This is a genomic window from Bacillus sp. 166amftsu, from assembly GCF_900107445.1.
Classification (GTDB): Bacteria; Bacillota; Bacilli; order Bacillales; family Bacillaceae_G; genus Bacillus_A; species Bacillus_A arachidis.
Map to the genome: position 1 here is coordinate 103,066 of NZ_FNQA01000003.1, position 26,266 is coordinate 129,331.

The window sequence follows — 26,266 nt, forward strand, 5'->3', positions numbered from 1 at the left end:
TTTCTTACATATTAGGAAAATAGCGATGTATTCGCATATAACGCCGGTGAACCGCCCGAATGTACAAATAAAATATTATCTTCTTTCTTAAATGTACCTTTTCGGATTAGGTCGATAAGTCCAGCTACCGCTTTACCTGTATATACTGGATCCAATAAAATCCCTTCTGTTTTTGCTAAAAGCTGAACAGCTTCGACCATCTCAGGTGTGGGTAAAGCGTATCCTGGCCCAACGTACTCATCGAAACATGTCACTGCCTCATGCGGAATAAAATTTGGAATCCCAACGTGTGCTGAAGTTTCTTGCACCAGCTTAAATACTTTTTCTTCTTGTTCAGCTTTTCCGCGACTAACATTAATTCCAATTACCGGTACCCCTGTTTGATTTCCATAAAATCCAGTAATCAAACCCGAATGCATGCCCCCGCTACCACTTACACAAACAACTGCATTGAAATCAATTCCTTGTTCAAATGATTGGGTCATAATTTCCTGTGCACAAGCAATGTATCCCAGCGCACCGGTAGGGTTAGACCCTCCAACTGGAATGATGTAAGGGGTATGTCCTTTTTCCGTTACCTCTTTCGCTACTTTTTGCATCTCATCCATAAGATCCGTCCCATTCGGCACAACAATTACGTTCTCAGCACCTAGTAAGTGGTATAAAAAGTAGTTACCATTGAAATCCGGTTTAGAATCTTCTTCAAGCCCCTCTTCTAACACAAGGATACACTTCATTTTCTCTTTTACCGCAGCTGCTAATGTTAAACGACAATGATTAGATTGAATACCTCCGCATGTAATTAACGTATCCGCACCTTTCGCTTGTGCAGCCGCTACAAGGAACTCTAATTTTCTCGTTTTATTTCCGCCAGCTGTTAAACCAAGTAAATCATCTCGTTTAAAATAAATAGAAGGCCCACCAAGCACTTCAGAAAAATGATCTAATTTTTCAATTGGCGTATATGATTCTGTGTATTTCCTTCTAGGGAATTTTGCTAAATTCATGCTCATTCATTCTCCTTCTGTATCCCCATTCAAGCTTTATACATGTAATTAACGTAGCCTAACATGCTTTGCTTACTGCAATATAACCCTTACACTTTCAATTAAAGAAACTATATGTAGTAAAAACAACTTCAATGTTTTTTCGAAATAGATTATTTTCAGGAAACATTTTTCAGTATACTTGATTCATCGGAGTAAAGCGACTTTAAGGATTTAAAAACATGATTTCTCCTAACATTTCAGTCATTTTTTTAAAGTTCATACATCCCCTACTTCCTTTTATAACTTTTGGATATGAGTATCTTTAAAATCCGTTTGATATTTAAGACCATATCCGAACAGACGATCCATCCCGATATGAGCTGTCCAAATTAAACCAATCATAAGGAGAACATCTAATTTTAGAAATACCCCTATCAAAATAAGTAATATGGATATTATGTAAGTATGAAATAGGTTATAAATCTGCGCACCAATACGATTATTGATAAGATATGCTAGCATTGAAACATCAGGCGCTAAAAGCAGTAAGAAAAATATAAACCAACTAAAATCACATAATGAATACATATATATGCTTGCGACTAAAACAATAAGCCCTTCCATATGTATGATTTTCTTCTCCACAGTTCACCCTCCCCTTTGCAAATAACAGAATAATGATACTATTGTAACATTTAAACCTGAAACTAAAAGCAACGAATTATCATACACAAAAAAAGCACAGGAATCCCTCCTGCGCTTTTTCTTATCATACCTATACTAACTTTCCATCACGTAATGTTAAAACACGATCACATACATCGAGTATTCTCTCATCATGCGTAATCATAACCGCTGCTTTTTGACTTTCTTTCACTTCCCGCTTCATCATTTCGACAACTTCACGTCCACGTTTTGAATCGAGGCTTGCAGTTGGTTCATCAGCTAAGATTAAATCCGGATTATTCATAAAAGCACGAGCAATCGCAACCCTTTGTTTTTCTCCACCAGATAATTGATTTGGGTAATGTTTTTTTCTTTGAGATAGTCCAAATGCAGCTAGCAAATAATCCACACGCTTTTCAGAATCTTTCCGGTCTTCTTTCTTCAATTTTGCAATATAGAGTAATTGTTCTTTTACATTTAAATATGGAACAAGATTTGCGAATTGAAAAATGAACCCGATCTTTCTTAAACGAATATCTGTCATTTCCTTTTCTGATAAACGGGTAATATTTTGTTCACGAATGTAAATATTCCCCTTTGATGGTGATAATAACGCACCGGCGATCGATAATAAAGTACTTTTCCCTGATCCAGAGGGACCAACAATACCGATAAATTCTCCAGCTTTTACATCAAGTGAAATCGGATGAAGGGCGGTTACTTCTGTATTTCCCTCACCATATACTTTACTTACTTCTTCTAATTTTAATAATGAAGTCATTACATACCACCTCCAATTGCTTCTAATGCATCAACCTTTAATACTTGATATAAGGAAATAAGCGTTCCAAGAATACTAATTACAATAAAGATTCCCGCATATTGACCAATCATTGCCGTCGTTAATAAGAACGGCATACTTTCTGGCAAAATCTTTTGCAATCCTTCTACCAATACAATACTTATCCCCATTGCCACAACAGATAAGAATAGCGCTTGCACAACTAAACTATTTGCTAAATACGAATTTTTTGTTCCGATTGCTTTTAATACACCTAATTGCTGCGTTTTTTGTAGTGTAATGACATAGAAGAACACACCGATTAATAAAGCTGCGATCACAAGCAAGAATGCAATAATCATTGTTAATGTTCCTTGCTCTTCTTTATACCCTGGAATACTTTGAAGAACTTCTTTTTTCTCAATTACATGTGCATTTTTCACTTCTTTATCCGTACGAAGTGCAATTGCACTATAGTCCTTTTGGTTTGGCTGAGCAATTTTTCCCCATACATCTTGATTCACATACACAACAGGTGTGTGACTAAACATCTGATCTTTCGTAAAGCCAACGATTTTGAATTCTTTTTTAGAAACCGGATCGATAATTGTATCACCAATATCTACACCTTTTTCTTTAATTGATTCGTCAGCAACCATTTCATCTTGTGCTGTTCCTAATGCATTCCCTTGCACAATCTTTGGTTCCAAGAACGTGTCACGTTCGCTTGCAAAAATCGCAATATCAACTTTTTTTGAACTATCCTTTTTTTCATACGTAGAAATTTTCACATGAAATGGTACAGCATCATTTGCATCTACTTGCCCTACTACATCATCCACATCTTCTTTTTTAATTTGTGAACGGAGCAATTTATTTTCCGCATCATCTGCTAATACAAATTTTGTTGCATCCATATTTTGAATCGATGATGCATTATCATAGGATAAACCATTTGCTAACCCAGAAATCACAAGGACTAAAAATGATAATAAAATCATTATAAGCCCAATTAATCCATATCTTAATTTTGATTGTTTTAATTCACGTAGAGCTAAAAACATTTCACTCGCTCCTTCCTCTTTCTTTCCATGTATTCATCTTAAAAAAGAAATATGAACGGAATATGAACAAAAGATTACAGAAAAATGTGCCAAATAAACAAAAACTTTACCTTTTCTATAACATTTCAATTGTATTTTAAAGAGGGATACAAAAAGGAGAAACAGCTCTATAACAATTGTCCATGAACAATTTAATAAAAAGAAGGCCTCTTTGTTTTATTACAGGTACGAAATAAATTATAATGTGTAACATTATATAGAGGAAAAAGAAAAGGACAGACAATACAGACTTGTTCTGTATTGTCCGTCCTTCTTGTACTATAAATGGCCTCAGTTACTACTACAACATAGCTAATTTAAAAAAGGGAATGCTTGATCCACAATTTCAAATCCCATATGTTCAAAAAAACGTTCATCGCTTAAGTTACCAATTCTATTTCTAGCAACTGCAGGAATGCTTTGTGAGTTTTTTACTTCCATAAATATTTTTAGGTTATATACAAAAACATGCTTTGACATCGTCTAAAGCATGTTAATTATTTAAACGAATATAAAACTGCTCAGTTGATTTATTTAACTCATCTATTTATTGAATTCATTAACTGGAAAAAGTATTCAGGTTTATGAGTCTTATTTAGGTTATACCATGCATGTAATGTATCTGGTGCAAATACATCTAATTTTTTCAGTACTTCCATTGTAAATTCCAGAGGAGCTACTCCTGATGCAGTAACCAAATTCTCACCAGATACCGCGGGTCTCATCTCATAAAATTTTTCTCCTTTATAATTAGGACAGACCATTTTAATATACTCTAAGTTATTGCTTGTGTGCTTTCTAGAATCTAAGTATCCCATATTCGCGAGGGCCTCAGTTGCACCACAAATTGCAGCAACAATAGTGCCAAACTTTAAAGCTTCGCCAATTTTTTTCAAGATAGGTTGATGAATATCTTCTCTCCAAGTATTCCCTCCAGGTAAAATTAAAAGATCTTTACTCCTAAGAGTACATTCATCAAGGGAAATATCTGGTTTTATGCTCAGTCCTCCCATCGTAGTAATAATTTCTTTATTTGCTCCTACTGAAACTACTTTTAAAGGTGCTACATCTTTTTTGAAATATCTTCCTGAGTTTAGTTCAGCAATTAAATATCCATATTCCCAATCTGACATTGTATTAAATACATAAAGATAAACATTTTTTGTTTGCATCTATTAACACTCCAATCACAATTGATATAGCCTATTATAATAAAATTCCCCTGACAGCGAGCGTCAGAAAAAAGGTCTTAACGTTATAAATCCGTATTTTCCTGCCCCCACCCCATGCCCATCAACTTAAAATTTTGAAGTGCCCCATCGCCATCAAACTAAGAAAAATAAACACCCCAAAAACGAAAAAAAGAGCTAACTTTTCCAAAAAACTAACTACAGAGCAAGAAAATTTTCATTTTGGAGGTACTACAAAATCTTAGCTTAATGGGCATGTGCGGTACCCCTTAAACAACATTTAAAATAGATGTTTTTAAAAACAACCCATTATCTTCCTTAAAATATTCGATACTATAAAATAAAGAGCATTCAATTTATGTAGGAGGGTTTAAAATGGGAATTAAAATGTCTAGTGCTTATCATCCCTTTTTAAATAGAATTGTCGGGATTGATGAAATTCAAGAAAATGAAGCCTTACAAACAGATTTATACTGCATTGATGAAAATTGTCGTAAACAGCTTAGTTTTGTGGATGGGTTCGAACGTAAATATACTGACAAAAGCGTGAAAAGGAAAATGAAAAGCTTACTGATTACTTCATGAAGTTATAAAATTAGGACCGTACATATTAGACATATCTAATATGTACAGTCCTTTTGTTTACTAGTGGTTCATTTATCTAACTTAAAGATAAGTATGTGGTCCTTTTACAATTTGAATTTCTTTTTAAGCTTCTTATATTTTCTATATGAACGTCTAACAATGTTTAACATGAAATACGGTATTTTAACAGGGAAAGGCAATTTATAAATGAAAGGCAAGTAAAATGTAAAATATGCCTTTTCTAGGTCTCTCCACTTACTATCTTCTTTCGTTTTTAAGAAATCAGATACATCGACTACATATCCCCTTCCGTTTTCCATCATCACATTTTTCCCGTGAACATCACAAGGAGTTAATCCTTGTTCCCTTGCATACTCTAAAGCTTCATTGATATCAAGGATTACCTGCTTAGGAATTTTAATCCCCTTATGAATAGCATCGTATAAGGTAATTTCTTTTAAACGTTTCAATACTATGAAATTTTCTCCTTTATATATAAGCTTCGAATAAGAAGGATGATTTCCGATTCTTCGGTATACTTCTGACTCTTTTTCAATTCCTTCTCCTTCTCGCGCGTAAACTTTCACTACCCAATCTTTGTATTCTTTGTGCATAAATACTGCGGCATAATTACCTGTCCCTAAACACTTCCAAAGTCTAGGAATATCTTTAACTACTACAGGCTCGAATTCATCCTCACTTCTTATGCTTACCTCTTTTAATAATTCGTCCTTTATCAATCTCACAAAACTATTTATACTCATCATTTCCACTCCGGTTTTGCTAAAAGGGGTCCCACCCACATTTTAACGAATGTTGGTGCTACCTCAATTACTATCTTAACAAATTAAAATTTTGTCTCTCTATTCTTTCATTCTTTCCTCATACTGTTTAGCAAGCTTATAAAAATAAGAACGTTTGATACCATACTTTTTCATGGCTCCTACTGCTGTAATTGAACCAGATTTCCATTCCTTGTAAGCATCCGTAAATTCTTCTGTTATTTCGACAGGCGGACGTCCTAAACGTCTACCTTGTTTTCTGGCAAGAGCAATTCCTTCAACTTGACGTTGTTTAATATCAATGCGCTCTTTTTCTGCAAAGGCAGATAATATTGTCAATGTTGCTTTTTGAATTGCGCCCTGAATAACATCATTTGCACTTTCTCCAGTGTAATTGACGTTAATGTATGGTTCCTTTATAAATTGTAAATTTACTTTATTCTTTTCGTAATATCTAAATTTTTCTAATGTATCATTCATATTTCTTCCAAGTCTTGTCAAGGAATCAAGCACAATGGTATCTCCTGTACGAACAAGACGTTTTAGCATTTGATAATTCTCTCGCTCCATATTTTTCCAGATTCTTCATCTATGAAAATATCCCGTTCTTCTACCCCTAAATTCTTCATATTCTGAATTTGAAGTTCTTCGTTTTGATCTTTACTCGAAACTCACACATATCCAAATTTTTTATGTTTCATATGCTACATCTCATTGATAATTATAACAATTATGTCTGTAAAGGTGTATAAAATAAACAGATGTCTGTAAAATGAGAAACGGATATTTATAGACGTGGTTTTTTATAGTTTCCTATGTATCTGTAAAGGTGTACTTTTATAGACAATGCAAGGGTTTCACTTAACACTAAATACATGAAAGCTAAAAATGTATCTAAAGGTGTACCTTTTGATACTGCACAAAAAAATAGTGATAAATTTCTCAATATGGATATTGCCACTATTTTTAGCTATAATATTTAAAATTAACAGTTAATGTAATACGATAAAAAAGTGATGGTTATCACCCTGTTTGTTTCTCCTTATGCCATAGATAAGACCGAGTTTCTGGTCTTATCTTTTTTATTTATATGTTTTCTTTGGGGATGAATGGGTAAGTGGAATATGTGTAAAATTTGATATACTAAAAGAAAAATTAGGATGATAAGCTTATGCCAACAAAAGAATTTCAAGATACGGTCAACATTTTTCTTCTTTCTTATTAAATAAAGGCCGCAAGCCTTCTACAATAAAACGATATGTTTATGATATTGAAGATTTTGGTCATTGGTTGCAAAACTCTAAAAAACTCCCTACACGTAATATATGGACGACGCTTGGTACAAAGGATTATGAAGCATATTTCTATGATTTAAAACAGCAACGACAGTACTCTGATAAAACAATGCATCGTGTCTATGTTGTTTTAAATAGACTGTATCAGTATTTACAACTGCCAAATCCCTTAGATGAGATGCAATTGAGTATCCAATCAAATCGTGCGTTACGTGATGAGGACTTTATCTCAAAAGAGGAAGAAAAAACGTTACAGTATATTTTAACCTCATTGGACGGATTAACAGAGAGACAAAGTGCCGTTCGTCCCATACTTCAGGATCGAAACATTTCTATTGTACATTTCCTTCTGAACTATGGACTATCACTACAAGAGCTTTTGGGATTACAAATGAAGCATGTTCATTTTGAGAATAATACTCTCACAGTTTCAGGAATAACAGGGATAGAAAGAACGATTGTATTAAGTGAAGATGATAAAAGGCGATTATTTAGCTATTATAAAATCATTCCTGAACCTTGAGGTGTAGAAGCAAATTTATCTGGAATCTGAAAATGTGTAGAATCCAATACACGAATACTGCGAAAATGGTTTGTATATAAAGTTGAAATCTTACTAGATGTACAGAGTTGTTGGTGAAGTAAATAGGTTAATATTTATTGTAAAAATTGTACAGCCGCTTGATTAAATCGTTGATTCAAGCCCTCAGGGCTGATGAGTACTTCTGTTGATGCTTCTAAACAGCTAGATAACTGAGTTAAAGAAGTCATAGCTACATTTTGGTTCACCCATACACATAAAGCGACTAAATCTTTTGCTTGGTACTCACTGGTCCGCTGTACAAAACCAACATCTCTAGCAAGATTTCGTAAGGTATTTTGGGATAAAAAACTTTGAATTTCTTGAGCAAATAATTGTAATTCATCGGATACAGAAATAGACATACAAAAACGCCATCCTTTCCTATGATTCTACAGAAAGGATAACGTCTTTTTAGTTTTATGGATAGTGCAAAACTTTAGCTTTATAGCAGTACTTTATATAGCCGTTTAATAATTAATTCTGTTATTTACCTGCGTTTACATGACCTTCATTATCGGTAATAAAAAGAATCTTTCAGTAAAGGTCCTTTTTATTTCATCACTATTATCTAATTTTATTTATTAAACAAAGAGTTTATTGAAACGAATCTTTAAGCTCAGTTGAATTAGAATAGAATTTTGCTTTTGATGGTTGAACACTGCAAATAAATAGTATAATAGATATCAAAAACATTACAAATGCTCCTGAAACTACAACAAATCGTATAGATATAAGCTATGAAAAGATACCAAAGATTACAGTAACTGTAATAATTAAAAAAGCCTCAATAAACCCGTAAATACTTACAACTCTGCCCATCACATCAACAGGTATATTGTTTTGATAAAATGTGTAAAAACCGGTATTAGAAAAGGCAGTAGCAAATGATAAAACAAAAACCCCTACAGATGCTATAAAAAAGGTATTAGAAGATGTAAAAATCATATAACCTACTGCAGTTATTAAGGAACCCATACCCATAAGCCATTAGGCAGGTATTTTTTCATTAATTATTGCATTAGATAAAGAACCTACCAATACTCCTGCTCCAGCAATGCTGACTAAAATTCCATATTCATCTTCTGATAAGGAAAGTATCCTAGTTGCAAAAGCAGCTTCCAATGAATCTGTAGCTGTCATCATGACTACCATCGCACTAAATAAAAGGTAAATGATCATGACATATAGAAACTTACGGCTAAATCCAATAACAAGCTTCCAATCATCTATTAATAACCTAAGAGATAATTTTGTTGTATCTGATGTTTTTTCTAACTGTGCAGAGGATTCAACATTAGGCATTCCTACTGTAATTAATGCAGATAAAAATAAAGCTCCCGCATTGATATAAATAGCCATATTAGGTGTACCAACTGTAAACATCATTCCCGCTATTGCTGGTCCGGTCAAAAATGCTCCGGAATCAAGTAGGCTACGTAAAGAGTTGAAACGTTTTCTTTGTCCTATTGGTATTAACTTTGTAATATAAGTTACCGATGTTGAGTGGTACATAGAGCTCGCTATTGTAATAAGAAAGACCATAGCATATATAAGCCCTAAAGAAGAGAAAAAAGGTAATAATGCAATTAGCACAGTCTGAAAGACACCTAGTGCTATCATGAGATATTTTTTATTTGAACGATCTACAAGACTTCCTGACCAAATATTAGTAAACAATGTTGATAAAGCCCTAATAATATATAAACCAGAGACAGCAATTGCCGATTCTGTTATGTTAAGAACGATTAGGTTTAGAGCAATAAAGTAAACCAACTTCCAACACTTGAAACACCAATACTAAACAATAAGATAGATGGATACCGCCAAGTTTCCAATGTTTTTTTAAAACTCAATTGAATTCCTCCTAAAATATAATCAGATAGAATGCAACACTTAAAACAAAATAAAAAAATCCCACCCCCAAGACTTGAAGTCTTAGGGACGAGATTTATCATCGCGGTGCCATCCTAGTTTATTAATATGTCGCCATATTAACCTTATCAGGTATGGCATTTAAAAATGCTTATACCTTAGCTCTATAACGGGAGCTCCCGTCACACCACCCCCTCCTAAAAGGTTCCGACGTGCTGCTCTGAGGCTTGCTTCAATAAAGAAATTCTAACCCTTTTTCAGCCACCAGGGTTCTCTGTATAGAATTCACTTTATTTACTCTTCTCTTCATCGCATTTATTTTTTATATAATATCACCTATTGGTACCTATGTAAATATCTGAATTTTTTGTAATTAAAAAAATAACCTATTAAGATATATGATTCTCATCTAACAACTAAAAAAAGAAAAATACTTCAGAGCAAAAATCATTTGTAACTTTAATACAAAGTCGTTTTTTTCGTTTTGGGGTATTTGCATTTCTTATCTTGATAGTGATGGGGTAGCACCATCACTATCAAGATAAGGTTTTAGATCACCCCCAAAACGAAAATTCTATTCATTTTTGACTACTGATAAGCGGGGGATGTTAACTACAAAACCTCTGACTGGAGTAGCGCCCCTATAATACGGATTTACAACGTTAAGTTGTTTATAGTATTAAATATGAATAAAATTTAGTTAGCTTTTCATTTTTCTCTTAAAGCCCCAAACAGCAATTAAGAAGATAATTATCGTATAGCCAATCACCCATAATAATGGTACAACAATATCTCTGTACTCACCAGATAAAGCAAATCGTGTAGCATCAACTGCATGAGCAAATGGTAATGCATAACCGATTGTTTTAAAAGTACCACCAATTATATCTAACTTAAACCAAGTACCGCTTAACCACGTCGTTACATTTACGAATATTGCGAAAATTCCACCAACCTGTTTGTCAGTAAAGAACGTTCCGAGTAGTAAACCAAACCCAATGTACAGCGTTGCAATGATAACAAGGAGAAAACTAGTAAATATTACATTCAGACTAATAGATAAACCTAAGAAAAATGCAGAAATAAAACAAATAACAATTTGAAGAAATACAACAGGTAATAAAGGGAGAGCATACCCAGCAATATAATCTGTCGCAGCCATAGGGGAGGCAAAAATTCTCATTAAAAACGAACTACTTTTATCCTTTCCAATCAGCATCCCTGAAAATAACGTAGCGAATGAAAAACTGAAAACAATCACTCCTGGTGTTAAGTTTTCTATGCTATAAAGTTCAAATGGCATATTTTTCTGCATGATTGAAAAAAGACACATAATAATAATCGGAAGTACAATCCCAAATACAAGTGTCAAAGGGTCTCGTAAAATCTCTTTACGATTACGCGTAGCAAATGCTAAAGTTCTCATGGTCAAGCCCCCTCTTCAGTTAGCTTAAGGAAGATATCCTCTAAGGAAGATTCTCCCGTTTGCTCTTTTAACTCAACAATCGTTCCAAGTGCACACAACTTACCACTGTGCATAATCCCAACACGATCAGCAAGTGCTTCTACTTCTTCTAGATAATGTGTCGTTAAAATAATTGTGATTTTCCCCTTTAATTCAAGAAGTGTTTTCCATAAATCATGTCTAGCACGAATATCCAATCCTAATGTTGGCTCATCTAAAAAAATAATTTCAGGTGACGAAATAAGTGCCATCGCTATGCTTAATCGCCGCTGCAACCCACCTGATAATGTTTTAGCTTTATTTTCAGCTCGTTCTAAAAGTCCAAAATCCCTCATCATTTCCACCGCTTTTTGCGTAGCGCCTTTCTTATTACTTCCATATATACTTGCGATGAATTCTAAATTTTCTTTTACAGAAAGATTCGGAGCTACCGCAGTTTCCTGTGGCGAAATGTTTATTTTTTGTTTTACTGCCGTTGGGTTCTCGACAATGCTATCCCCTAACATCAGAGCGTCTCCGCTTGTAGGTGTAAGCAAGCAGCAAAGCATTTTAATTGTTGTTGTTTTCCCGGCAGCATTTTGTCCTAGAAGCGCAAAGAACTCTCCCTTCTCAATCGTCAGTGAAAGATTATCGACAGCTGTGTGCTCTTTATACTTTTTTGTTAAATTCTTTATAGCAATGGCCATTTATTCATCACCTTTTCCTTCTAATCGTTTCGATTGAATCGCAGCATTAATTTGTTTGATATCATTCTTTGAAGTCATGTATTGAATAACCCATGTGACAACATATGTACCTAAAAAACTAATACAAAAAATTATTGTACTTATGAACGTTTTTGGCATCCAAAGCAGTGTCACTATTGGTACCCATACCAATGCTGTTATACAAAAATGAACGGTATACTGTTTCAATAGACTCCACTTCACTATTTCAAAAATAAGAGCACTTGTAGCGAACGTGACACCAATGATTCCTGTTAACAGTATTTGCACAATGACAGCGATCATCTCGCTATCGAAGAGAGAGCGAAAGTGTCCCACAACTGGTATGTATTCTCCATGTCCTAATTTGAGTGAAATAAGAATTTGTACTACTTGTCCTATAATCACGCCGATGATAAAACCACCTACAACTCGACTAAATATGTTTTTCACGATGTTTTCACCTCATATCCCAAATAGTTTCTTAATTTTTGAAACATAGCGTCGAGAAGCATATGTTTTGATATCCCCTACTAATGACACGCCAATAGTTCCTGTTATACTAATATCCATATTCGTAATCATTTTAATGTTAACAATCTCTGAGTTTGAAATACGAACGAAAAATTGATTATTTAGTTTCGCTTCTAGTTCATATAACCTTGAACGAACCGTATAGATGCCAGCAACAGTTTGGAGAAATACCTTCTGTTTCTCCGCATAGATTCTGACGATATCTTTACATTCGACTATTTCAATACCTCTTTCTGAAAATACAGCCAATGAATCCATACGAGTCTCTGAGAGCCGTTTCATAATATCAGATATCTCATCTGTCATTTTATCTGTAAGAATGATAATTTTCGGTTCTTTATAAGATGGGTCAATCGACACTTCAAACTTCACTTCACCACTTCCCTTTCGCTCGCTCTAAATATAAAAGCTATTTAAGTTACTGTAAATGGATTTTCGATAATCGGTCGTTTTCACACGATAACTGGTCAAAATACGAATATGGCAATTCTTTTTAGATGCTTCAGGAACACATTCTCCTTATTTACAATAAAAAAGTACACGAAGACAGGCACTCTGTGTACTAATCCAATATATGTATTTCTTAATGAAAATCATTTTTTGAAATTTTTCCATATAGGTAAATAACCTGTATGAAGGGCTTTATAATATTCAAAAAACTATATCTCTATGAAAAGCTTTACCCTATTAATAAAATGAGCTTTTTTATATTTCTATTATACATGAATAGAAAAAACGACACTTTATTTTGTAGCGTGTGGCTCTCTATAACTAAATAATTTTATTGTTTTTTAAAGGACTTTATTATTTGTAAACATTATATTTTCTTAAGTGAATTATATTTATATCTGTTAGTAAAGGCTATGTGAACAAAGAAACCCTTCAGAAAATCTGAAGGGTTTCTAGATGTATTAAATACTAATAGGGATATCATCCCATCGTTATTAAATTGAGATGAATTTGTATCTAAATAATATGAAAAACGCTATTATTTATGTAGAAATATACATAAAGGATGGCGGTCTTATATGAATCTATCAACTTCTGATGAACTACAATTATTTTCTAAAGAATTACAGAGATATATGTCACCACATGCTTTGAATGAGTTAGCTAGAAAAGTAGGATTTGTTCAACGAAAAAGCAAATACCGCGCACAAGATTTAGTATCCTTATGTGTTTGGTTAAGCCAAAATGTAGCTCATACATCATTAACACAATTATGTAGTCGATTAGAAGTAAACACAGGCATTTCTATGAATTCAGAAGGACTCAATCAACGTTTTAATTCTCAGACTGTTCAGCTTTTACAACAACTCTTAGCACATTTACTTCACCAACAATTTTGTTCTTCTAGCAAAATTCCAACTCTATATATAAACTATTTTCGACGTATTCGTGTATTAGATTCTACACATTTTCAGGTTCCAGATAAATTCGCTTCTACATATCAAGGTTCAGGAGGTAGTGGGCATAGTGCTGGTGTAAAAATACAATTAGCAATTATTACTTGAGATATTTTATAACAAATACTACTACGTATTTGTTTGCGGTTATTCCAACTCTCGATGTATTGAAATAACGCTAAGTACTCATTTAATATAAAAAGATAAAATAATATCAGAATCTAAAATATTAGATTTGAGTCAATATTTTGGACACAACAAAGTTAAGTCTATGCTACTTCTTTAGCTAGATCTTCTATTGCTTGGGGCGTTTCCTAACCAATACTACTATGAATTCTTTTGCGGTTATACCATCCCTCAATGTATTGAACTAGCGCTAGGTTTGCTTGTTTAAATGTCACATATTTTGTACGATATACTTCTTCTTTCTTTAAATTGGCATGAAACGACTCTATACAAGCATTATCATATGGACATCCTTTTTTGCTGAAAGAAGGTTTGATTTTATAATTCGCGAGTATCGTTTGGAATTCTTGACTTGTATATTGTGTCCCTAAGTCAGTATGTAGAATGAGGCCTTCTGATGGTTTCTGTGTATGGTAAGCGTTTTCTAACGCTTTTACCACAAGATTCGGTGTCATGTTTCGTGAAAATGAATACCCAATAATTTTCTTAGAATACAAATCCATCACAGATGCTAGATAACACCAGCCATCTTTTTGCGTGTGAATATAAGTAATATCCGCTACCCACTTTTCATTAATTGTCGTTGTAGAGAAATCTTGTTCTAATAGATTTGGTTGTTCCTCTACAGTTGATCTTGATGAATGTGGTTTATATTTTTTTAAGATAATGGAACAGATATTTTCTTTTTTCATGAGCCGTTGTACACGTTTTATACTTACTGATAATCCTTGATCCAACAGTATTTGATGAATTTTGGGCGCACCGTAACGCTTTCCGCTATCTTAATGAATGTGTATAATTTTTTCGGTTAGTTCTTTATTTTCACGACTAAGCTTCGACTCTGTTTTATGTTGGGATTGATAGTAAGAACTTCTTGCGATTCCAAGAGTTTGGCACATCATATGAATAGAATACGTTTCTTTCTGACAATCGGTAAATTGGTGTAGTTCTGTATCGTTTATTTTCTCGCGAATATGGCCATAGCCTTTTTTAAAGTTTCATTCTCTTCTTTTAGACGAAGCATTTCTTTTTTCATTCGTTTTAGATCTTCTAGCGTCATTTCGTCTTCCTCAACTGATGTGATAGGAGAATATGATTTAATCCATTTATAAACGGTTACTTCTGATACGCCATACTTGCTACTTAATGCTTTTACAGGTTGTCCCGAACGATATAGTTCAACCACCATTTTTTTAAACTCTTCATTAAATTTCTTGTTTATCATACGGACACTTCCTCCTTAAAATCCATTGTAAGGACTTAACTAAGTTGTGTCCATATGACTATACTAACTCCACAATATCTAAAATTAGTAAACTTAAAATGCTATTTGAAAAAGAACGAGATATATTACTTAATTACATACAAGAAAGAAAAGGTTAAATTCTTAAATAACTTCCGCATATAAAAAAGCTCTATTTATTTTTTACTTATGAAAGAAATCTTACAAAACTGTCATCTTTATGTAAGGTTATTAGATAGTTCAACTATGATTTCAATGTAATAATAAAAGTGTAGGAAATACATATATAGAAAAATATAATAGACAGAGGTAATTAGAAGATGATTTTAAAACTATCATTTATACTTTTTGGAGTACTCTTAGTATTATGGGGTGTATATAGTACTAAAAAATATGAAACATTTTTAGACAAAATCACTGGAATAGGACAACTCTTAGCCGGAATTACATGTATAATTATAGGGATTTTAAACTTTATAATTAAATAATTTATAATAGACTAAAAAAGATCATTAATTAGGATCTTTTTTTAGTTCATCTAATCTTCAAATATAAATAATTCATCAATAGTTGTTCCTAATACTTTTGTTATATCATGAGCTAATTGTAAAGAAGGATTATACCTTCCCTTTTCTAAATGACTTATCGTTTCACGTCGAACTCCTACAGCATACGCCAGATCGCTTTGTTTCATATCTATTTTAGCTCGAAACTCCTTAATTCGTGTTTTAAACGTATTCGTTTAAATTTCCTGCTCTATATTTTTATCGTAATAATATAAAGAGAATTGGAACTTTAACATACAACTATAGTAATTTTTCCTCTTTTTTAAAATAATCCGGAAATATTGTTACATCAACAAAAAAACATATCAATTCATATGTGAATCGATATGTTTTTTGTATGATATTTAAAATGTTTCTCCCTGAAAACGGAACTACTTATTTCAAATAGCCCTTCTCATCATTTAGGAATTTCAATTCGAAACGTCGTACCTTCTCCTTTTACACTCTCCACCGATATTTCTCCATGATGCAATTCAACAATCTTCTTCACAATGGATAATCCTAAGCCACTTCCCTCTACATTACGAGCCCTCGCTGTATCCACCTTATAAAATCGATCAAAAATCCGATCCACTTCTTCTTTCCCCATACCAATCCCGCTATCTGAGATTGAAATTACTACACTCTTTTCTAATTCTCGTGCAGCAAATACGATGGTTCCACCACTATCTGTAAACTTAATACTATTTGTAAATATATTTGTCCACACTTGATGAAGTAAATTCTCATCACCCTTTATATTCACGTTAGGAACATCAAATTCAACCGCGATATCTTTTTCACGCCATTTCCATTCCAACATAAAAATGACGTCTTTCATTTGTTTTTGCAAATCAAACTCTTTTATTTGAAGAACCTTTTCCTCTTTATCTAAAGAAGCAAGCGTGAGTAACTGTTTACATAAACTAGACATTCGTTTACTTTCAGTCTCAATAATTTGCAAATAATGTTTCCTTTCCTCTTCTGTCATCTTTTCTGACTGTAATGTCTTCGAAAAACCTTGAATGGAAGATAGCGGAGATTGAAATTCATGAGACACGTTGGAAACAAACTCTTGTCTCATTTGATCTAACTCTTTTATACTTTTTGTCATCTTTTTAAAACTTGTAGATAATGTCCCAATTTCATCTTTTCGTCCTTCTTCTAATTCAATATCATATTCACCACTCGCAATTTTCTGCGTCGCTTTAGTAAATGTTTGAATTGGACGAACGATATAACGAGCTGCAATTGCAATAAAAATGATACTTAATACAACCATAAACCCTAGCAACACTGCTAAGAAAATCCTCATTTCACCAAACTGCTGCTGAATATCAGGACGAATAAATAAAGCATACTGCTTATCACCATGTTTCAGTGGAACCCCAACGCTATTAATTAATTCATTATCAAAAAAGCCTGTTATAAATAGTCGAGTTGGATAAGTAGAAACACCATTGTATGTTTTCCCTTGTAAGACTTCATTAATTGTTTCATCGCTAATTTTTGTCTTTCGAAAAGCATTTCCAATACGTTTCCCCTGTTTTTGATCATCTACTACATAAATCTCATACCCTAATTTTGCAATTGAATGCAAATACTCATCCTTATTTTCTTCCGTTTGTTTTTCATACAAGCGCTTTATTTCTTCAGCATAACGTAAAATCTTTTCACTATTATATGGTTTTAATTTCACTTGATAATACACATTGGTTAATAAAAAACCAATGATGCTACTAAGAAGCATAATCCCAATCGTAATCAATGCAAATCTGGAATAAAGTGACTTCATCTTATTTCAGCTCCAACTTATAACCAAGTCCACGTACTGTTTTAATTTGAAAATCATCTGTTCGTTTTGAAAAACGATCTCGAAGACGTTTAATATGAACATCAACTGTCCGTTCATCCCCTTCAAAATCCATTCCCCAAACAAGTTCAATCAACTCTTCTCTTGAAAATGTTCTACCGGGATACCCAGCAAGTTGTGACAATAATTCAAATTCCTTTAATGGCAATAAAATGGTTTGATTATTACATTTCACCTCAAAACTTTTTCTATCAATCGTTGTCCCATGAAGCGTGATAACGTCCGCACTCAACATTTGATAACGACGAAGCAAAGCTTTCATACGAAAAATTACTTCTGCTGGTTCAAATGGTTTTACAATATAATCATCTGTTCCAGAAACAAATCCTTTCTCTTTATCCACTAGTTGGTCTTTTGCAGTTAATAAAATAACAGGTATATCATGATACTTTCTAATTTCTTCACATAAAGTATAACCATCCACAAACGGCATCATAATATCGACAAGAGCAAGGTGAATATTTTCCCTTTCTAATATAGATTGCGCTACTTTTCCATCCTCAGCTTCAAAAATTTTAAACCCTTCCTTTTGTAAGTGGTAATGTAATAATTCTCTAATGTGCTTATCATCATCTGCTAATAAAATATGTATCATATTTGTTAAACCCTTCCTTGTTTATCTCTCTACAACATTACATTAAGAAACAATTGTGTTTTTTGCAAGAAAAAGACAGTATAAAAATGAAAACCTGTATCTTTGATTACCAAGCAATTAAAGATAGAGGTTCTTTTTTATTTTACTTTCACTCTCTATTAGTTGAGCTGTACTTCCCTGAAAGTGCACTCGTTTGAGGAAGTTAAAATGACCGTGCAAGCCGGAACCCAAGGTCATCAATGTAAAATGTCGGATGGCTACGACGACGACATGAAGCTCCGCACCCCCTGGCCTCTTCAGCCCAGCTACCTCCTCGAAAAATTCGGTAGGAGCCGTACACTTGTTCATCATATAAATCAAAGCACCACTCCCAAACATTCCCTAACATATCATACAGACCCCATGCATTCGGTTCCTTTCTTCCTACTTCATGGATTTTGTCACCTGAATTTCCATCATACCAAGCAATCTTATCAATCTCTCCATATCTATAACCAGTAGTCCCCGCTTTACATGCATATTGCCACTCTGCTTCTGTAGGAAGTCGATAGCCATCAGATTCCCCATTACAAATAATATTTTCACCATTATCACTTATAGAATAACACTCTTTCAGTCCAGCTTTCTGTGAAAGTAGATTGCAAAAAGAGATGGCATCATTCCAAGAAATATTTACAACCGGTTTTAGATCTTTATCAAAAGAATTAGGTGACTGATTTGTAATCGCATAGTACAGATCCGCAGTTACAGGATACTGTGCAAGAAGAAATGGCCTTATTGCCACTTTCCATTTACTTTTTATTCTATCGTCCCTTAGCTCCACTTCTCCTTCTGGAATTTTTACCATCTGGTTGTCAATGTAACTCATTATTTTATTTGACACTTTACTTCCTCCTAACGATCTTAATGCCGTGAATTTCATTACATTTAGAACCATTAGATCGATACAAAAGTTACGTTGTTTTTTGGTGATATCCTTTAACTCCAAAGGATGATGTATTTTTATTATCTTGTATAGCTTCAATTTTTCCGTTCCATCCAATGATACCTGTAACAAAAATACCTATACTAATGTAGGCTATAACAATATAAGATTTGCATTTAAACAGAAAAACCAATCCTTCACATACTTTCTGTTCTCGGCAGTTATAGTAGATTATTTTTTAATACATTTGAATTAATCAAGGTCTGTGTTAGGTGGATTATATCCGAGGTGACGTGCCATTGATACGATTTGTCCTTTGTGATGAAACTCATGTGTCTCAGTATGGGTTAAAAGCCATAGCGGAGTCGTACTCCACGGTTCTTTTTGCCATTTCACTTCATTTTCTATATTTTCGAACCAGCGCGTATTGAATTCATCAAAAAAACGTTGTACAATCTCATCTACTAACTCAAACCTTTCACGAACCAACTCGACATCTGAATGCTCAATTTCATAATCAGTAGCAAACGAAAAGTCTGATCGTTTTTTGTTACATGCGAATGATCCAAGCCAGTATCGATAGCAATCGGCTACATGAATATGGGTCTTTATAATGCTACCGCTTCCGAAATTCGGAACTGTGCTGTGCAATTTTTGCGGCGGGATTTCTTCCAAAAATGTAAATAAATTTTCTCTGGTAGAGCTAATAAAGTTGTATTGTTGCTTTAAAACATCTAACATTCAATATCACTCCTCTTTTATTTACCATAATCCCCGTTATACACAATAAACACAGAGACTAATTCTATATTCATCAGAATGAGACCTTTTTCTCTTTTAAAAGCTTTATACAAGAATTAATACATTTTCTTTTTTTTACGTATATTTTCTTACAATCGTTCTTATTTCTTGTCTAAAAATTGCATAGCATACTTTATTTTATATGATAAGGTGGGGATAGTAAGAAGAATATAATTGTATCAATACATTTCAGTCTCATACATTTTTTATGGAACTATTTGCTCCCGATTTTGAATCAACCTAACTCTTTCAATCGTCTCATTGCCGAATGTATCGTTAGTCGATGATATGTAATTAATTCATTTTTAAAGATTACCCCGTATATGCCGTATGGTGTTGGTGACAGTTTTAATAACTCTTCTCTGCTTTGAATATCAATAATTATAGTTTTTATCCCCAACTTATTTGCTGCTTCTAAAACGTTATCAGAAGCAACCTCGATAAATGGACATTGTTGTGTTCTTACAATCGTTAATTCATGAAAAGTTTGAAGTCTTTCATTCCAGTCGCTCGGAAAATATGGATTAGGAGAATCATCAAATTTATAAACTAGCAATTCAAACCCATAAGGTGCTTGTGCGATTTCAATAAATTCATTTTTAATAAAAATATCTTTACTTGGTGTCCAAGAAGTATTCGAATTCGTTACAACGATAACACCATTCTTATTTTGTTTTTTTGCTTCTTTCATACACTGCTGAATCAACTTCGACGCATAACCCTTACCTGTTACATGTACCCAAAGACAATGAATAACGATATAATTTTCGCCATAAACCACTCTTGAAGAGTATTCAATCGGTGCATATTCAATAAATCCTGCTAGTTTGCTATCTTCCATTATTTTTATATACTTTAAACCTTCTTTAAATCTTTCCATTAACCATCTATTTTTATTTATATATCCTGTTGAATTTGGTTTGCTACGAAGACAATAGCATCCTTCTCTTTCTAAGTTTGTTTCGTCTACACTAATTATGTCAAAAATCTCCACAGTATAACATCTCCAATCATGAATCGCCCTTTTCTTAACGGAATTAATATCGGAATATTCTTTCTTTTAATTGTACAAAGAAATTAGAAAAGATGGTATGAAAATTGAGTTTCACACCACCTTTTTAAAGAAATTCATTATCTTTTAAACGACTTTACTATTTTTAACAACTCTATTATGTAGGGACAAAAGGAAGACCTTATTTCTATAATCTAAAACATTTTTTAATAAAGCAACGAAAGTATGTCGTGATAAAAGGAGTGGTATTCCCCACTCCTCTTCTTCTTTCTCATATTCGTTAAACAACACGTCTTTATTTGGAAATCAATCCGCATTTCCCATGTCTTTCAGTAAAAGATATTCATACTATCTTTACTTTTACTATTTATATGCCTTGAATTTGATATACTGTCTGTTCTCTATTCTAAAGAATGTATGCAAAGTCCACTACGAAGCTTCGGTTCAAACCAAGTGGACTTTGGCGGCATAACTTCTCCCGCATCTGCAATTGCTAATAAATCCTCCATTGATGTCGGATATAAAGCAAACGCTACTTTATAATCACCACGATTTACTAGGCGCTCTAGCTCCTCTAAACCTCGAATACCACCAACAAAATCAATGCGGCTATCTGCACGTGGGTCGTGAATTTGTAATACTTGACTCAATAAATGATCTTGTAAAATAGAAACATCTAAACGTTTTACAACATCATGGGAATCAAATGTTTCTACTTTTACAGTGAGTTTATACCACCACTGATCTAAATACATACCAAATGATTTTGGTTCAGTTGGTTTATATGGGGATACACTTGCTTTTTCCACATAAAAGTATTGTGAAATTTGCTGTAAAAATTCTTCCTCAGATAAACCATTTAAATCTTTCACGACACGATTGTAATCCCAAATCGATAGTTCATCATGAGGGAATAAAACAGATAAAAAGAAATTAAATTCTTCTTCACCTGTATAGTTCGGATATTGTTCCCTACGCATAAGCCCTACTTTCACAGCAGATGCTGAGCGATGATGCCCATCTGCAATATATAGGGATGGAATCTCTTCAAATAATTCTACTAATGCCGAAATCGCATCATTTTCTGCGATTTTCCATATTACATGCTCCACACCATCATCAGCAGTAAATTGATAAATTGGCGTATGATTTTCTTTCCAATTTGCAATTAACTTTGTTACAGCTTCTTTTGTGCGGTATGTTAAAAAAATAGGACCAGTATTCGCATTACATACATCTACATGACGAATACGATCTTGTTCTTTTTCGTGACGAGTCCGCTCATGTTTTTTTATTGTATTATCGGTATACTCATCAATTGATGTACAAACGACAAGTCCAGACTGCGTTCGCCCTTGCATTGTTAATTGATAAATATAAAGACATGGCTCTTCATCTTGAATCAATACTTCTTCTTGGATTAAACGTTGTAGATTTTCACTTGCCTTTTCATATACGCTGTTTTCATATGGTGAAACGGCTGGGTCTAAATCTATTTCAGCTTTATCGATATGTAAAAAGGAATATGGATTTCCCTTTACAATTTCTCTTGCTTCTTTACTATTTAACACATCATACGGCAGTGCTGCAACTTGTGCAGCCTTATCAGATACTGGACGAATTGCCCTGAACGGTCGAATTGTCGCCAAATCTCTCTCTCCTTTATACAATCATTCGAACAGCTACTACACCTGTAATCCCCTTTATATTTCCAACTACATTTTCTTTAATTATATCATCAATTCCATTATCAATATCAATCATTGTATATGCAAAAGAGCCTTTACTACGGTTTATCATATCAGCTATATTAATATGATGTTCCGCTAAACACCCTGTAATTTGCCCCACCATGTTTGGAACGTTTTGATGCATAATTGTAATTCGTTTCTTTCCAACATAAGGCAGTTCCACATTTGGATAGTTTACTGAGTTATGGATGTTTCCTGTTTCCAAATAATCACGTAACTGGCGAGCTGCCATAATCGCACAATTCTCTTCAGACTCATATGTGGAGGCTCCAAGATGTGGAGTTGCCGTTACATTTTTCATTTTTATTACATTTTCATTTGGAAAATCAGTTACGTAATGATTAATGATCCCTTCTTCTAAAGCTTTTGCTAACGTAACTTCATCCACAAGTTCTCCTCTTGAGAAGTTAAAGAGACGGACACCCTTTTTCATTGTTTGCACAGCATGTTCTCCAATTATCCCTCTCGTTTGATCTGTCAGTGGAATATGCAATGTAATGTAGTCACATGTCGAAAAGATTTCATCTAAACTAAATGCACGTTGTACTTGTGTTGATAAGCGCCATGCTGTTTCAACAGATATATATGGATCATACCCTACAACATCCATACCAAGAGATAATGCATCATTTGCGACAAGAGCTCCAATCGCACCAAGTCCGATAACACCAAGTCGTTTTCCTGCAATCTCTGATCCCACAAATTGTTTTTTCCCTGCTTCTACAAGCTGCGGAACTTCTTGACCTTCTAACCCAGCTGCCCAACTAACCCCACTTATAATATTACGTGATGACATAATAAGACCTGCAAGAATAAGCTCTTTTACTGCATTCGCATTTGCCCCTGGTGTATTGAAAACAACAATCCCTCTTTCTGTACAACGTTCTACAGGAATGTTATTTACACCAGCCCCCGCTCTTGCAATCGCCTTTAAATCCTTTGAAAAACCTTCTTGATGTAAGGAAAAACTCCGTAGTAATATACCATCGGGATGTTCTAATCCTTCTCCAACTTCATATCGCTCTCCGTCAAAAATTTGCAAACCTTTTTCAGCAATCTGATTTAATGTTTGAACGCGAAACATTTCCCCATCTCCCTATCTATTCTCTAGCTCAAAACCCTTCATGTAATCTACTAATTGTTGAACGCCTTCTACTGGCATCGCATTATAAATACTAGCCCGCATACCACCAACTGAGCGATGACCTTTCAATGTAACAAGCCCTAACGTATTAGCTTTTTGTAAAAATTGCTTATTTAAATCATTGGATGGTGTTGTAAATGGAATATTCATAAGCGAACGATATACAGGATCAACCGGTGAAGTAAATAATTTCGATTCATCTAGGAAATCGTATAGAATCGCTGCTTTTTTTCTATTTTGTTCTTCAATCGCAGATACCCCTCCCTGCTCCTTTAACCATTCTAATACTAGCTTCGTCACATAAATACTAAAGGATGGTGGTGTATTATATAAGGAATTATTTTTACTGTAAGTTTCATAGTTTAACATTGTCGGACAAGAGGTATCCGCTTTACCAATTAAGTCTTTTCTAATAATTGCAATTGTTAGTCCTGCTGGTCCTAAATTCTTTTGTGCTCCTGCATAGATGAAACCGAATTTCTCTACATCGTATTCTTCAGATAAAATATTTGAAGACATATCAGCAATAAGTGGAATATTCTCTAATTTTGGTAATTCAACATATTTGGTTCCTTCAATCGTATTATTCGTTGTTATATGAACAAAATCTAGTTCTTTCGTAATCATTGAAACATCAACATGTGGAATCGTTGAAAATTGATTTTCTTCCGATGAAGCAATAACTTCTACTTCTCCAGTTTTCTGAGCCTCCTGTAAGGCTTTCTTAGACCATGACCCTGTAAGGACATATCCAGCTCTTTTATGTTCATTCATTAAATTTAATGGAACCATTGAAAACTGCAGGGATGCCCCTCCTTGTAAAAATAGAACGTCGTAATTCTCGGGAATGTACATCAATTCACGAAGCAAGCTACTTGCTTCATCTATAATATTTTGAAACTCTGAAGATCGGTGACTCATTTCCATAATAGACATGCCTGTCCGGTTATAATTCAAAAGCTCCTTTTGCACTTTTTCTAAAACTGGCAAAGGGAGTATAGATGGTCCTGCTGAAAAATTGTAAACTCTCTCCATCAACTGTATAACCTCCCTGTTTCTATATTTATTATTTTTTAAACTTTCTGAATTATAACCCATATAAAATATACGGTCAATTTGTTTTGCCTTATTAAGGTGCAAGACGCAATGGAACCGTTTGCAGATACATTTGTATTCATAAAAATACAAAAAAGTGTTAAGCCTTTCGCTTAACACTCCATTCATAAATTTATAAGAGCTAATTATCCGTAAAGAACCGATCATAAATTTGATAAAGAGCAGAAAGACCAAAAATCCAATAAATGGTATCAACAAGAACTGGTGTAGAACCAAACCATTTCTCAACTACATTATAATCCAATGCAACAAACAACCAATTCAAACCGCCAAGAATCACCAGAATTACTGTAAGGTACGACAAAAATTTCATTATGATTGCCCCCTAGGTGATAAAATGGTGAAAGGCCTTTCACTAAAATATATGTAACAAATCAAAAAACTTTCATATTTTTTAATTAAATTTTTCACGCATTCACAAGTAAGAATATCCTATCTAAATGTTCAACAAAAACAAAGTAATACTACCTCAAAATGATAAAACTGCGCAACTCAGGCAAAAACCTTGCTTTGGGATAATAGGTCCAGATCGTAAAAGGCTATTCCATCACCTCTTCAAAGCGTAACTACAACAAGGACAAGCCAGTTTTGGCTTGTCCTTGTTCCATGCCGCCCAGCGAATTCAAACGGCAATCACACAAAGCCGCTATTCGCCCTAGACCTATCACCCCTGCCACAACGCAGGCTTTGTCACCATGAACCATAACATCGCCATTAAAAGAACAATGTAAATCCAAACAGAACGCCGCAACAATTGAATCAAGGCGTCCTTGTCTTGGCCCGTTTCGCTGAATTTCCGAATGGTCGGCGAAAAGGCGCGGGCCAGGAAAAATAATGAACTCGCCATGAGAATAAGGGTCATCACTATCCAAGGGGTCCTCCAAGTCCAAGGGCCCGCCAGTACAAGCAGAACCCCGGATGTAACCAGCACATGCCCGGCATGCTTGGCCAGCCTGACCGAAAATCGGAATACATCCAGATAAGCCTGCTGTGCTTGGTCCTCTGAAGCCCGCAGTTTTTTGATGAGCGGAAGCAATACAAAAAATGGGCCGATGGATAAGATTGCACTGAAAATATGTATATACAGAAGCAGTCGATACAACATGTCCATCCTTATATC

23 protein-coding genes, 6 pseudogenes and 1 other annotated feature are annotated in these 26,266 nt (G+C 34.0%); of the genes and pseudogenes, 3 read left to right on the top strand and 26 right to left on the bottom strand.

Going from position 1 to position 26,266, the window contains the following annotated elements; genetic code table 11:
• Positions 1 to 11: 11 nt before the first annotated feature.
• The 6 genes from BLV40_RS11960 to BLV40_RS11980 form a co-directional block, all read right to left on the bottom strand.
• Positions 12 to 1,007, bottom strand: coding sequence for a D-cysteate sulfo-lyase (locus BLV40_RS11960; protein ID WP_090690270.1), 996 nt, complete (start codon positions 1,005 to 1,007; stop codon positions 12 to 14).
• A gap of 279 nt (positions 1,008 to 1,286) precedes the next feature.
• Entirely contained in the window at positions 1,287 to 1,634 is a 348-nt protein-coding gene (locus BLV40_RS11965) for a DUF4260 domain-containing protein (protein ID WP_090690273.1), read from the bottom strand.
• Positions 1,635 to 1,764: 130 nt separating this feature from the next.
• A complete protein-coding gene (locus tag BLV40_RS11970) occupies positions 1,765 to 2,436 on the bottom strand; it encodes an ABC transporter ATP-binding protein (RefSeq protein WP_090690276.1) in 672 nt (223 codons plus the stop codon).
• A complete protein-coding gene (locus BLV40_RS11975) occupies positions 2,436 to 3,500 on the bottom strand; it encodes an ABC transporter permease (protein ID WP_090690278.1) in 1,065 nt (354 codons plus the stop codon). The genes BLV40_RS11970 and BLV40_RS11975 overlap by 1 nt, the downstream gene beginning before the upstream one ends.
• Positions 3,501 to 3,851: 351 nt before the next feature.
• The gene (locus tag BLV40_RS28560) at positions 3,852 to 4,019 is read right to left on the bottom strand and encodes a hypothetical protein (RefSeq protein WP_170833648.1); all 168 of its coding nucleotides are present in this window, start codon (positions 4,017 to 4,019) and stop codon (positions 3,852 to 3,854) included.
• Positions 4,020 to 4,078: 59 nt separating this feature from the next.
• Positions 4,079 to 4,711 (bottom strand): type 1 glutamine amidotransferase family protein, encoded by a 633-nt coding sequence (locus tag BLV40_RS11980; protein ID WP_090690281.1) that lies wholly within the window; start codon positions 4,709 to 4,711, stop codon positions 4,079 to 4,081.
• A 393-nt stretch (positions 4,712 to 5,104) separates the two neighbouring features.
• On the opposite strand from BLV40_RS11980, the gene BLV40_RS11985 reads away from it, so the two are divergent.
• A complete protein-coding gene (locus BLV40_RS11985) occupies positions 5,105 to 5,314 on the top strand; it encodes a hypothetical protein (protein ID WP_090690284.1) in 210 nt (69 codons plus the stop codon).
• Positions 5,315 to 5,418: 104 nt separating this feature from the next.
• Here the strand turns inward: BLV40_RS11985 and BLV40_RS11990 are convergent, their stop codons facing one another.
• Complete coding sequence (locus BLV40_RS11990) at positions 5,419 to 6,087, bottom strand: protein kinase family protein (protein ID WP_081811051.1); 669 nt, start codon at positions 6,085 to 6,087, stop codon at positions 5,419 to 5,421.
• A 90-nt stretch (positions 6,088 to 6,177) separates the two neighbouring features.
• Positions 6,178 to 6,797, bottom strand: a pseudogene (locus tag BLV40_RS11995) (recombinase family protein).
• A gap of 470 nt (positions 6,798 to 7,267) precedes the next feature.
• On the opposite strand from BLV40_RS11995, the pseudogene BLV40_RS12000 reads away from it, so the two are divergent.
• Positions 7,268 to 7,911: pseudogene (locus BLV40_RS12000) on the top strand (phage integrase N-terminal SAM-like domain-containing protein); the annotation flags it as partial.
• Here BLV40_RS12000 and BLV40_RS12005 read toward each other — a convergent pair.
• The 6 genes and pseudogenes from BLV40_RS12005 to BLV40_RS12030 form a co-directional block, all read right to left on the bottom strand.
• Positions 7,902 to 8,336: pseudogene (locus BLV40_RS12005) on the bottom strand (IS4 family transposase); the annotation flags it as partial. The pseudogenes BLV40_RS12000 and BLV40_RS12005 sit on opposite strands and share 10 nt — an antisense overlap.
• A 232-nt stretch (positions 8,337 to 8,568) precedes the next feature.
• A pseudogene (locus tag BLV40_RS12010) lies at positions 8,569 to 9,827 on the bottom strand (MFS transporter).
• Between the two features lie 81 nt (positions 9,828 to 9,908).
• Positions 9,909 to 10,165: a binding site (T-box leader), on the bottom strand.
• 381 nt (positions 10,166 to 10,546) lie between these two features.
• Positions 10,547 to 11,272: an ABC transporter permease gene (locus BLV40_RS12015; protein ID WP_090690287.1), complete on the bottom strand. Its 726-nt coding sequence runs from the start codon at positions 11,270 to 11,272 to the stop codon at positions 10,547 to 10,549.
• 2 nt (positions 11,273 to 11,274) lie between these two features.
• A complete protein-coding gene (locus BLV40_RS12020; protein ID WP_090690289.1) occupies positions 11,275 to 11,997 on the bottom strand; it encodes an ABC transporter ATP-binding protein in 723 nt (240 codons plus the stop codon).
• Positions 11,998 to 12,468 (bottom strand): DUF3021 domain-containing protein, encoded by a 471-nt coding sequence (locus BLV40_RS12025; protein WP_090690292.1) that lies wholly within the window; start codon positions 12,466 to 12,468, stop codon positions 11,998 to 12,000.
• Between the two features lie 12 nt (positions 12,469 to 12,480).
• A complete protein-coding gene (locus BLV40_RS12030; RefSeq protein WP_090690296.1) occupies positions 12,481 to 12,921 on the bottom strand; it encodes a LytTR family DNA-binding domain-containing protein in 441 nt (146 codons plus the stop codon).
• Between the two features lie 656 nt (positions 12,922 to 13,577).
• Between BLV40_RS12030 and BLV40_RS12035 the strand changes: the two are divergent.
• Positions 13,578 to 14,048 (top strand): annotated as a pseudogene (locus BLV40_RS12035) (IS4 family transposase); the annotation flags it as partial.
• Positions 14,049 to 14,269: 221 nt separating this feature from the next.
• Here the strand turns inward: BLV40_RS12035 and BLV40_RS12040 are convergent.
• From BLV40_RS12040 to BLV40_RS12100, 12 genes and pseudogenes are all read right to left on the bottom strand, one after another.
• Positions 14,270 to 15,366 (bottom strand): annotated as a pseudogene (locus BLV40_RS12040) (IS3 family transposase).
• A 556-nt stretch (positions 15,367 to 15,922) separates the two neighbouring features.
• Complete coding sequence (locus tag BLV40_RS12050; protein WP_280138899.1) at positions 15,923 to 16,105, bottom strand: helix-turn-helix transcriptional regulator; 183 nt, start codon at positions 16,103 to 16,105, stop codon at positions 15,923 to 15,925.
• A gap of 242 nt (positions 16,106 to 16,347) precedes the next feature.
• Positions 16,348 to 17,724, bottom strand: coding sequence for a sensor histidine kinase (locus tag BLV40_RS12055; RefSeq protein ID WP_090690303.1), 1,377 nt, complete (start codon positions 17,722 to 17,724; stop codon positions 16,348 to 16,350).
• A gap of 1 nt (position 17,725) precedes the next feature.
• Positions 17,726 to 18,397: a response regulator transcription factor gene (locus tag BLV40_RS12060; protein ID WP_090690305.1), complete on the bottom strand. Its 672-nt coding sequence runs from the start codon at positions 18,395 to 18,397 to the stop codon at positions 17,726 to 17,728.
• Positions 18,398 to 18,599: 202 nt separating this feature from the next.
• Entirely contained in the window at positions 18,600 to 19,244 is a 645-nt protein-coding gene (locus BLV40_RS12065; protein ID WP_170833656.1) for a formylglycine-generating enzyme family protein, read from the bottom strand.
• A 330-nt stretch (positions 19,245 to 19,574) separates the two neighbouring features.
• Positions 19,575 to 20,063, bottom strand: a complete 489-nt coding sequence (locus tag BLV40_RS12070; RefSeq protein WP_090690311.1) for a DinB family protein — start codon at positions 20,061 to 20,063, stop codon at positions 19,575 to 19,577.
• A gap of 295 nt (positions 20,064 to 20,358) precedes the next feature.
• Positions 20,359 to 21,117 (bottom strand): GNAT family N-acetyltransferase, encoded by a 759-nt coding sequence (locus BLV40_RS12075; protein ID WP_090690314.1) that lies wholly within the window; start codon positions 21,115 to 21,117, stop codon positions 20,359 to 20,361.
• A gap of 419 nt (positions 21,118 to 21,536) precedes the next feature.
• Positions 21,537 to 22,784 carry a DUF1015 domain-containing protein gene (locus BLV40_RS12080; RefSeq protein WP_090690318.1) on the bottom strand — a complete coding sequence of 416 codons (1,248 nt, stop codon included), beginning with the start codon at positions 22,782 to 22,784 and terminating at the stop codon, positions 21,537 to 21,539.
• Between the two features lie 13 nt (positions 22,785 to 22,797).
• Positions 22,798 to 23,970 carry a 3-phosphoglycerate dehydrogenase family protein gene (locus BLV40_RS12085; RefSeq protein WP_090690323.1) on the bottom strand — a complete coding sequence of 391 codons (1,173 nt, stop codon included), beginning with the start codon at positions 23,968 to 23,970 and terminating at the stop codon, positions 22,798 to 22,800.
• A gap of 12 nt (positions 23,971 to 23,982) precedes the next feature.
• Positions 23,983 to 25,065 (bottom strand): 3-phosphoserine/phosphohydroxythreonine transaminase, encoded by a 1,083-nt coding sequence (gene serC / locus BLV40_RS12090; RefSeq protein WP_026592417.1) that lies wholly within the window; start codon positions 25,063 to 25,065, stop codon positions 23,983 to 23,985.
• Between the two features lie 202 nt (positions 25,066 to 25,267).
• Complete coding sequence (locus BLV40_RS12095; RefSeq protein WP_090690326.1) at positions 25,268 to 25,459, bottom strand: DUF378 domain-containing protein; 192 nt, start codon at positions 25,457 to 25,459, stop codon at positions 25,268 to 25,270.
• Positions 25,460 to 25,810: 351 nt separating this feature from the next.
• Positions 25,811 to 26,251 carry a DUF2269 family protein gene (locus tag BLV40_RS12100; protein ID WP_026592415.1) on the bottom strand — a complete coding sequence of 147 codons (441 nt, stop codon included), beginning with the start codon at positions 26,249 to 26,251 and terminating at the stop codon, positions 25,811 to 25,813.
• Between the last annotated feature and the right edge of the window lie 15 nt (positions 26,252 to 26,266).

Excerpts from the sequence above, each read along its gene's own strand:
- BLV40_RS11970 (WP_090690276.1), bottom strand. The coding sequence starts at position 2,436 with ATGACTTCATTATTAAAATTAGAAGAAGTAAGTAAAGTATATGGTGAG.
- BLV40_RS11980 (WP_090690281.1), bottom strand. The coding sequence starts at position 4,711 with ATGCAAACAAAAAATGTTTATCTTTATGTATTTAATACAATGTCAGAT.
- BLV40_RS11960 (WP_090690270.1), bottom strand. The coding sequence starts at position 1,007 with ATGAATTTAGCAAAATTCCCTAGAAGGAAATACACAGAATCATATACG.
- BLV40_RS12060 (WP_090690305.1), bottom strand. The coding sequence starts at position 18,397 with ATGATACATATTTTATTAGCAGATGATGATAAGCACATTAGAGAATTA.
- BLV40_RS12020 (WP_090690289.1), bottom strand. The coding sequence starts at position 11,997 with ATGGCCATTGCTATAAAGAATTTAACAAAAAAGTATAAAGAGCACACA.
- BLV40_RS12100 (WP_026592415.1), bottom strand. The coding sequence starts at position 26,251 with ATGTTGTATCGACTGCTTCTGTATATACATATTTTCAGTGCAATCTTA.
- BLV40_RS28560 (WP_170833648.1), bottom strand. The coding sequence starts at position 4,019 with ATGTCAAAGCATGTTTTTGTATATAACCTAAAAATATTTATGGAAGTA.
- BLV40_RS12085 (WP_090690323.1), bottom strand. The coding sequence starts at position 23,970 with ATGTTTCGCGTTCAAACATTAAATCAGATTGCTGAAAAAGGTTTGCAA.
- BLV40_RS12015 (WP_090690287.1), bottom strand. The coding sequence starts at position 11,272 with ATGAGAACTTTAGCATTTGCTACGCGTAATCGTAAAGAGATTTTACGA.
- BLV40_RS11985 (WP_090690284.1), top strand. The coding sequence starts at position 5,105 with ATGGGAATTAAAATGTCTAGTGCTTATCATCCCTTTTTAAATAGAATT.
- BLV40_RS12095 (WP_090690326.1), bottom strand. The coding sequence starts at position 25,459 with ATGAAATTTTTGTCGTACCTTACAGTAATTCTGGTGATTCTTGGCGGT.
- BLV40_RS12055 (WP_090690303.1), bottom strand. The coding sequence starts at position 17,724 with ATGAAGTCACTTTATTCCAGATTTGCATTGATTACGATTGGGATTATG.
- BLV40_RS12070 (WP_090690311.1), bottom strand. The coding sequence starts at position 20,063 with ATGTTAGATGTTTTAAAGCAACAATACAACTTTATTAGCTCTACCAGA.
- BLV40_RS11975 (WP_090690278.1), bottom strand. The coding sequence starts at position 3,500 with ATGTTTTTAGCTCTACGTGAATTAAAACAATCAAAATTAAGATATGGA.
- serC (WP_026592417.1), bottom strand. The coding sequence starts at position 25,065 with ATGGAGAGAGTTTACAATTTTTCAGCAGGACCATCTATACTCCCTTTG.
- BLV40_RS12065 (WP_170833656.1), bottom strand. The coding sequence starts at position 19,244 with ATGGTAAAAATTCCAGAAGGAGAAGTGGAGCTAAGGGACGATAGAATA.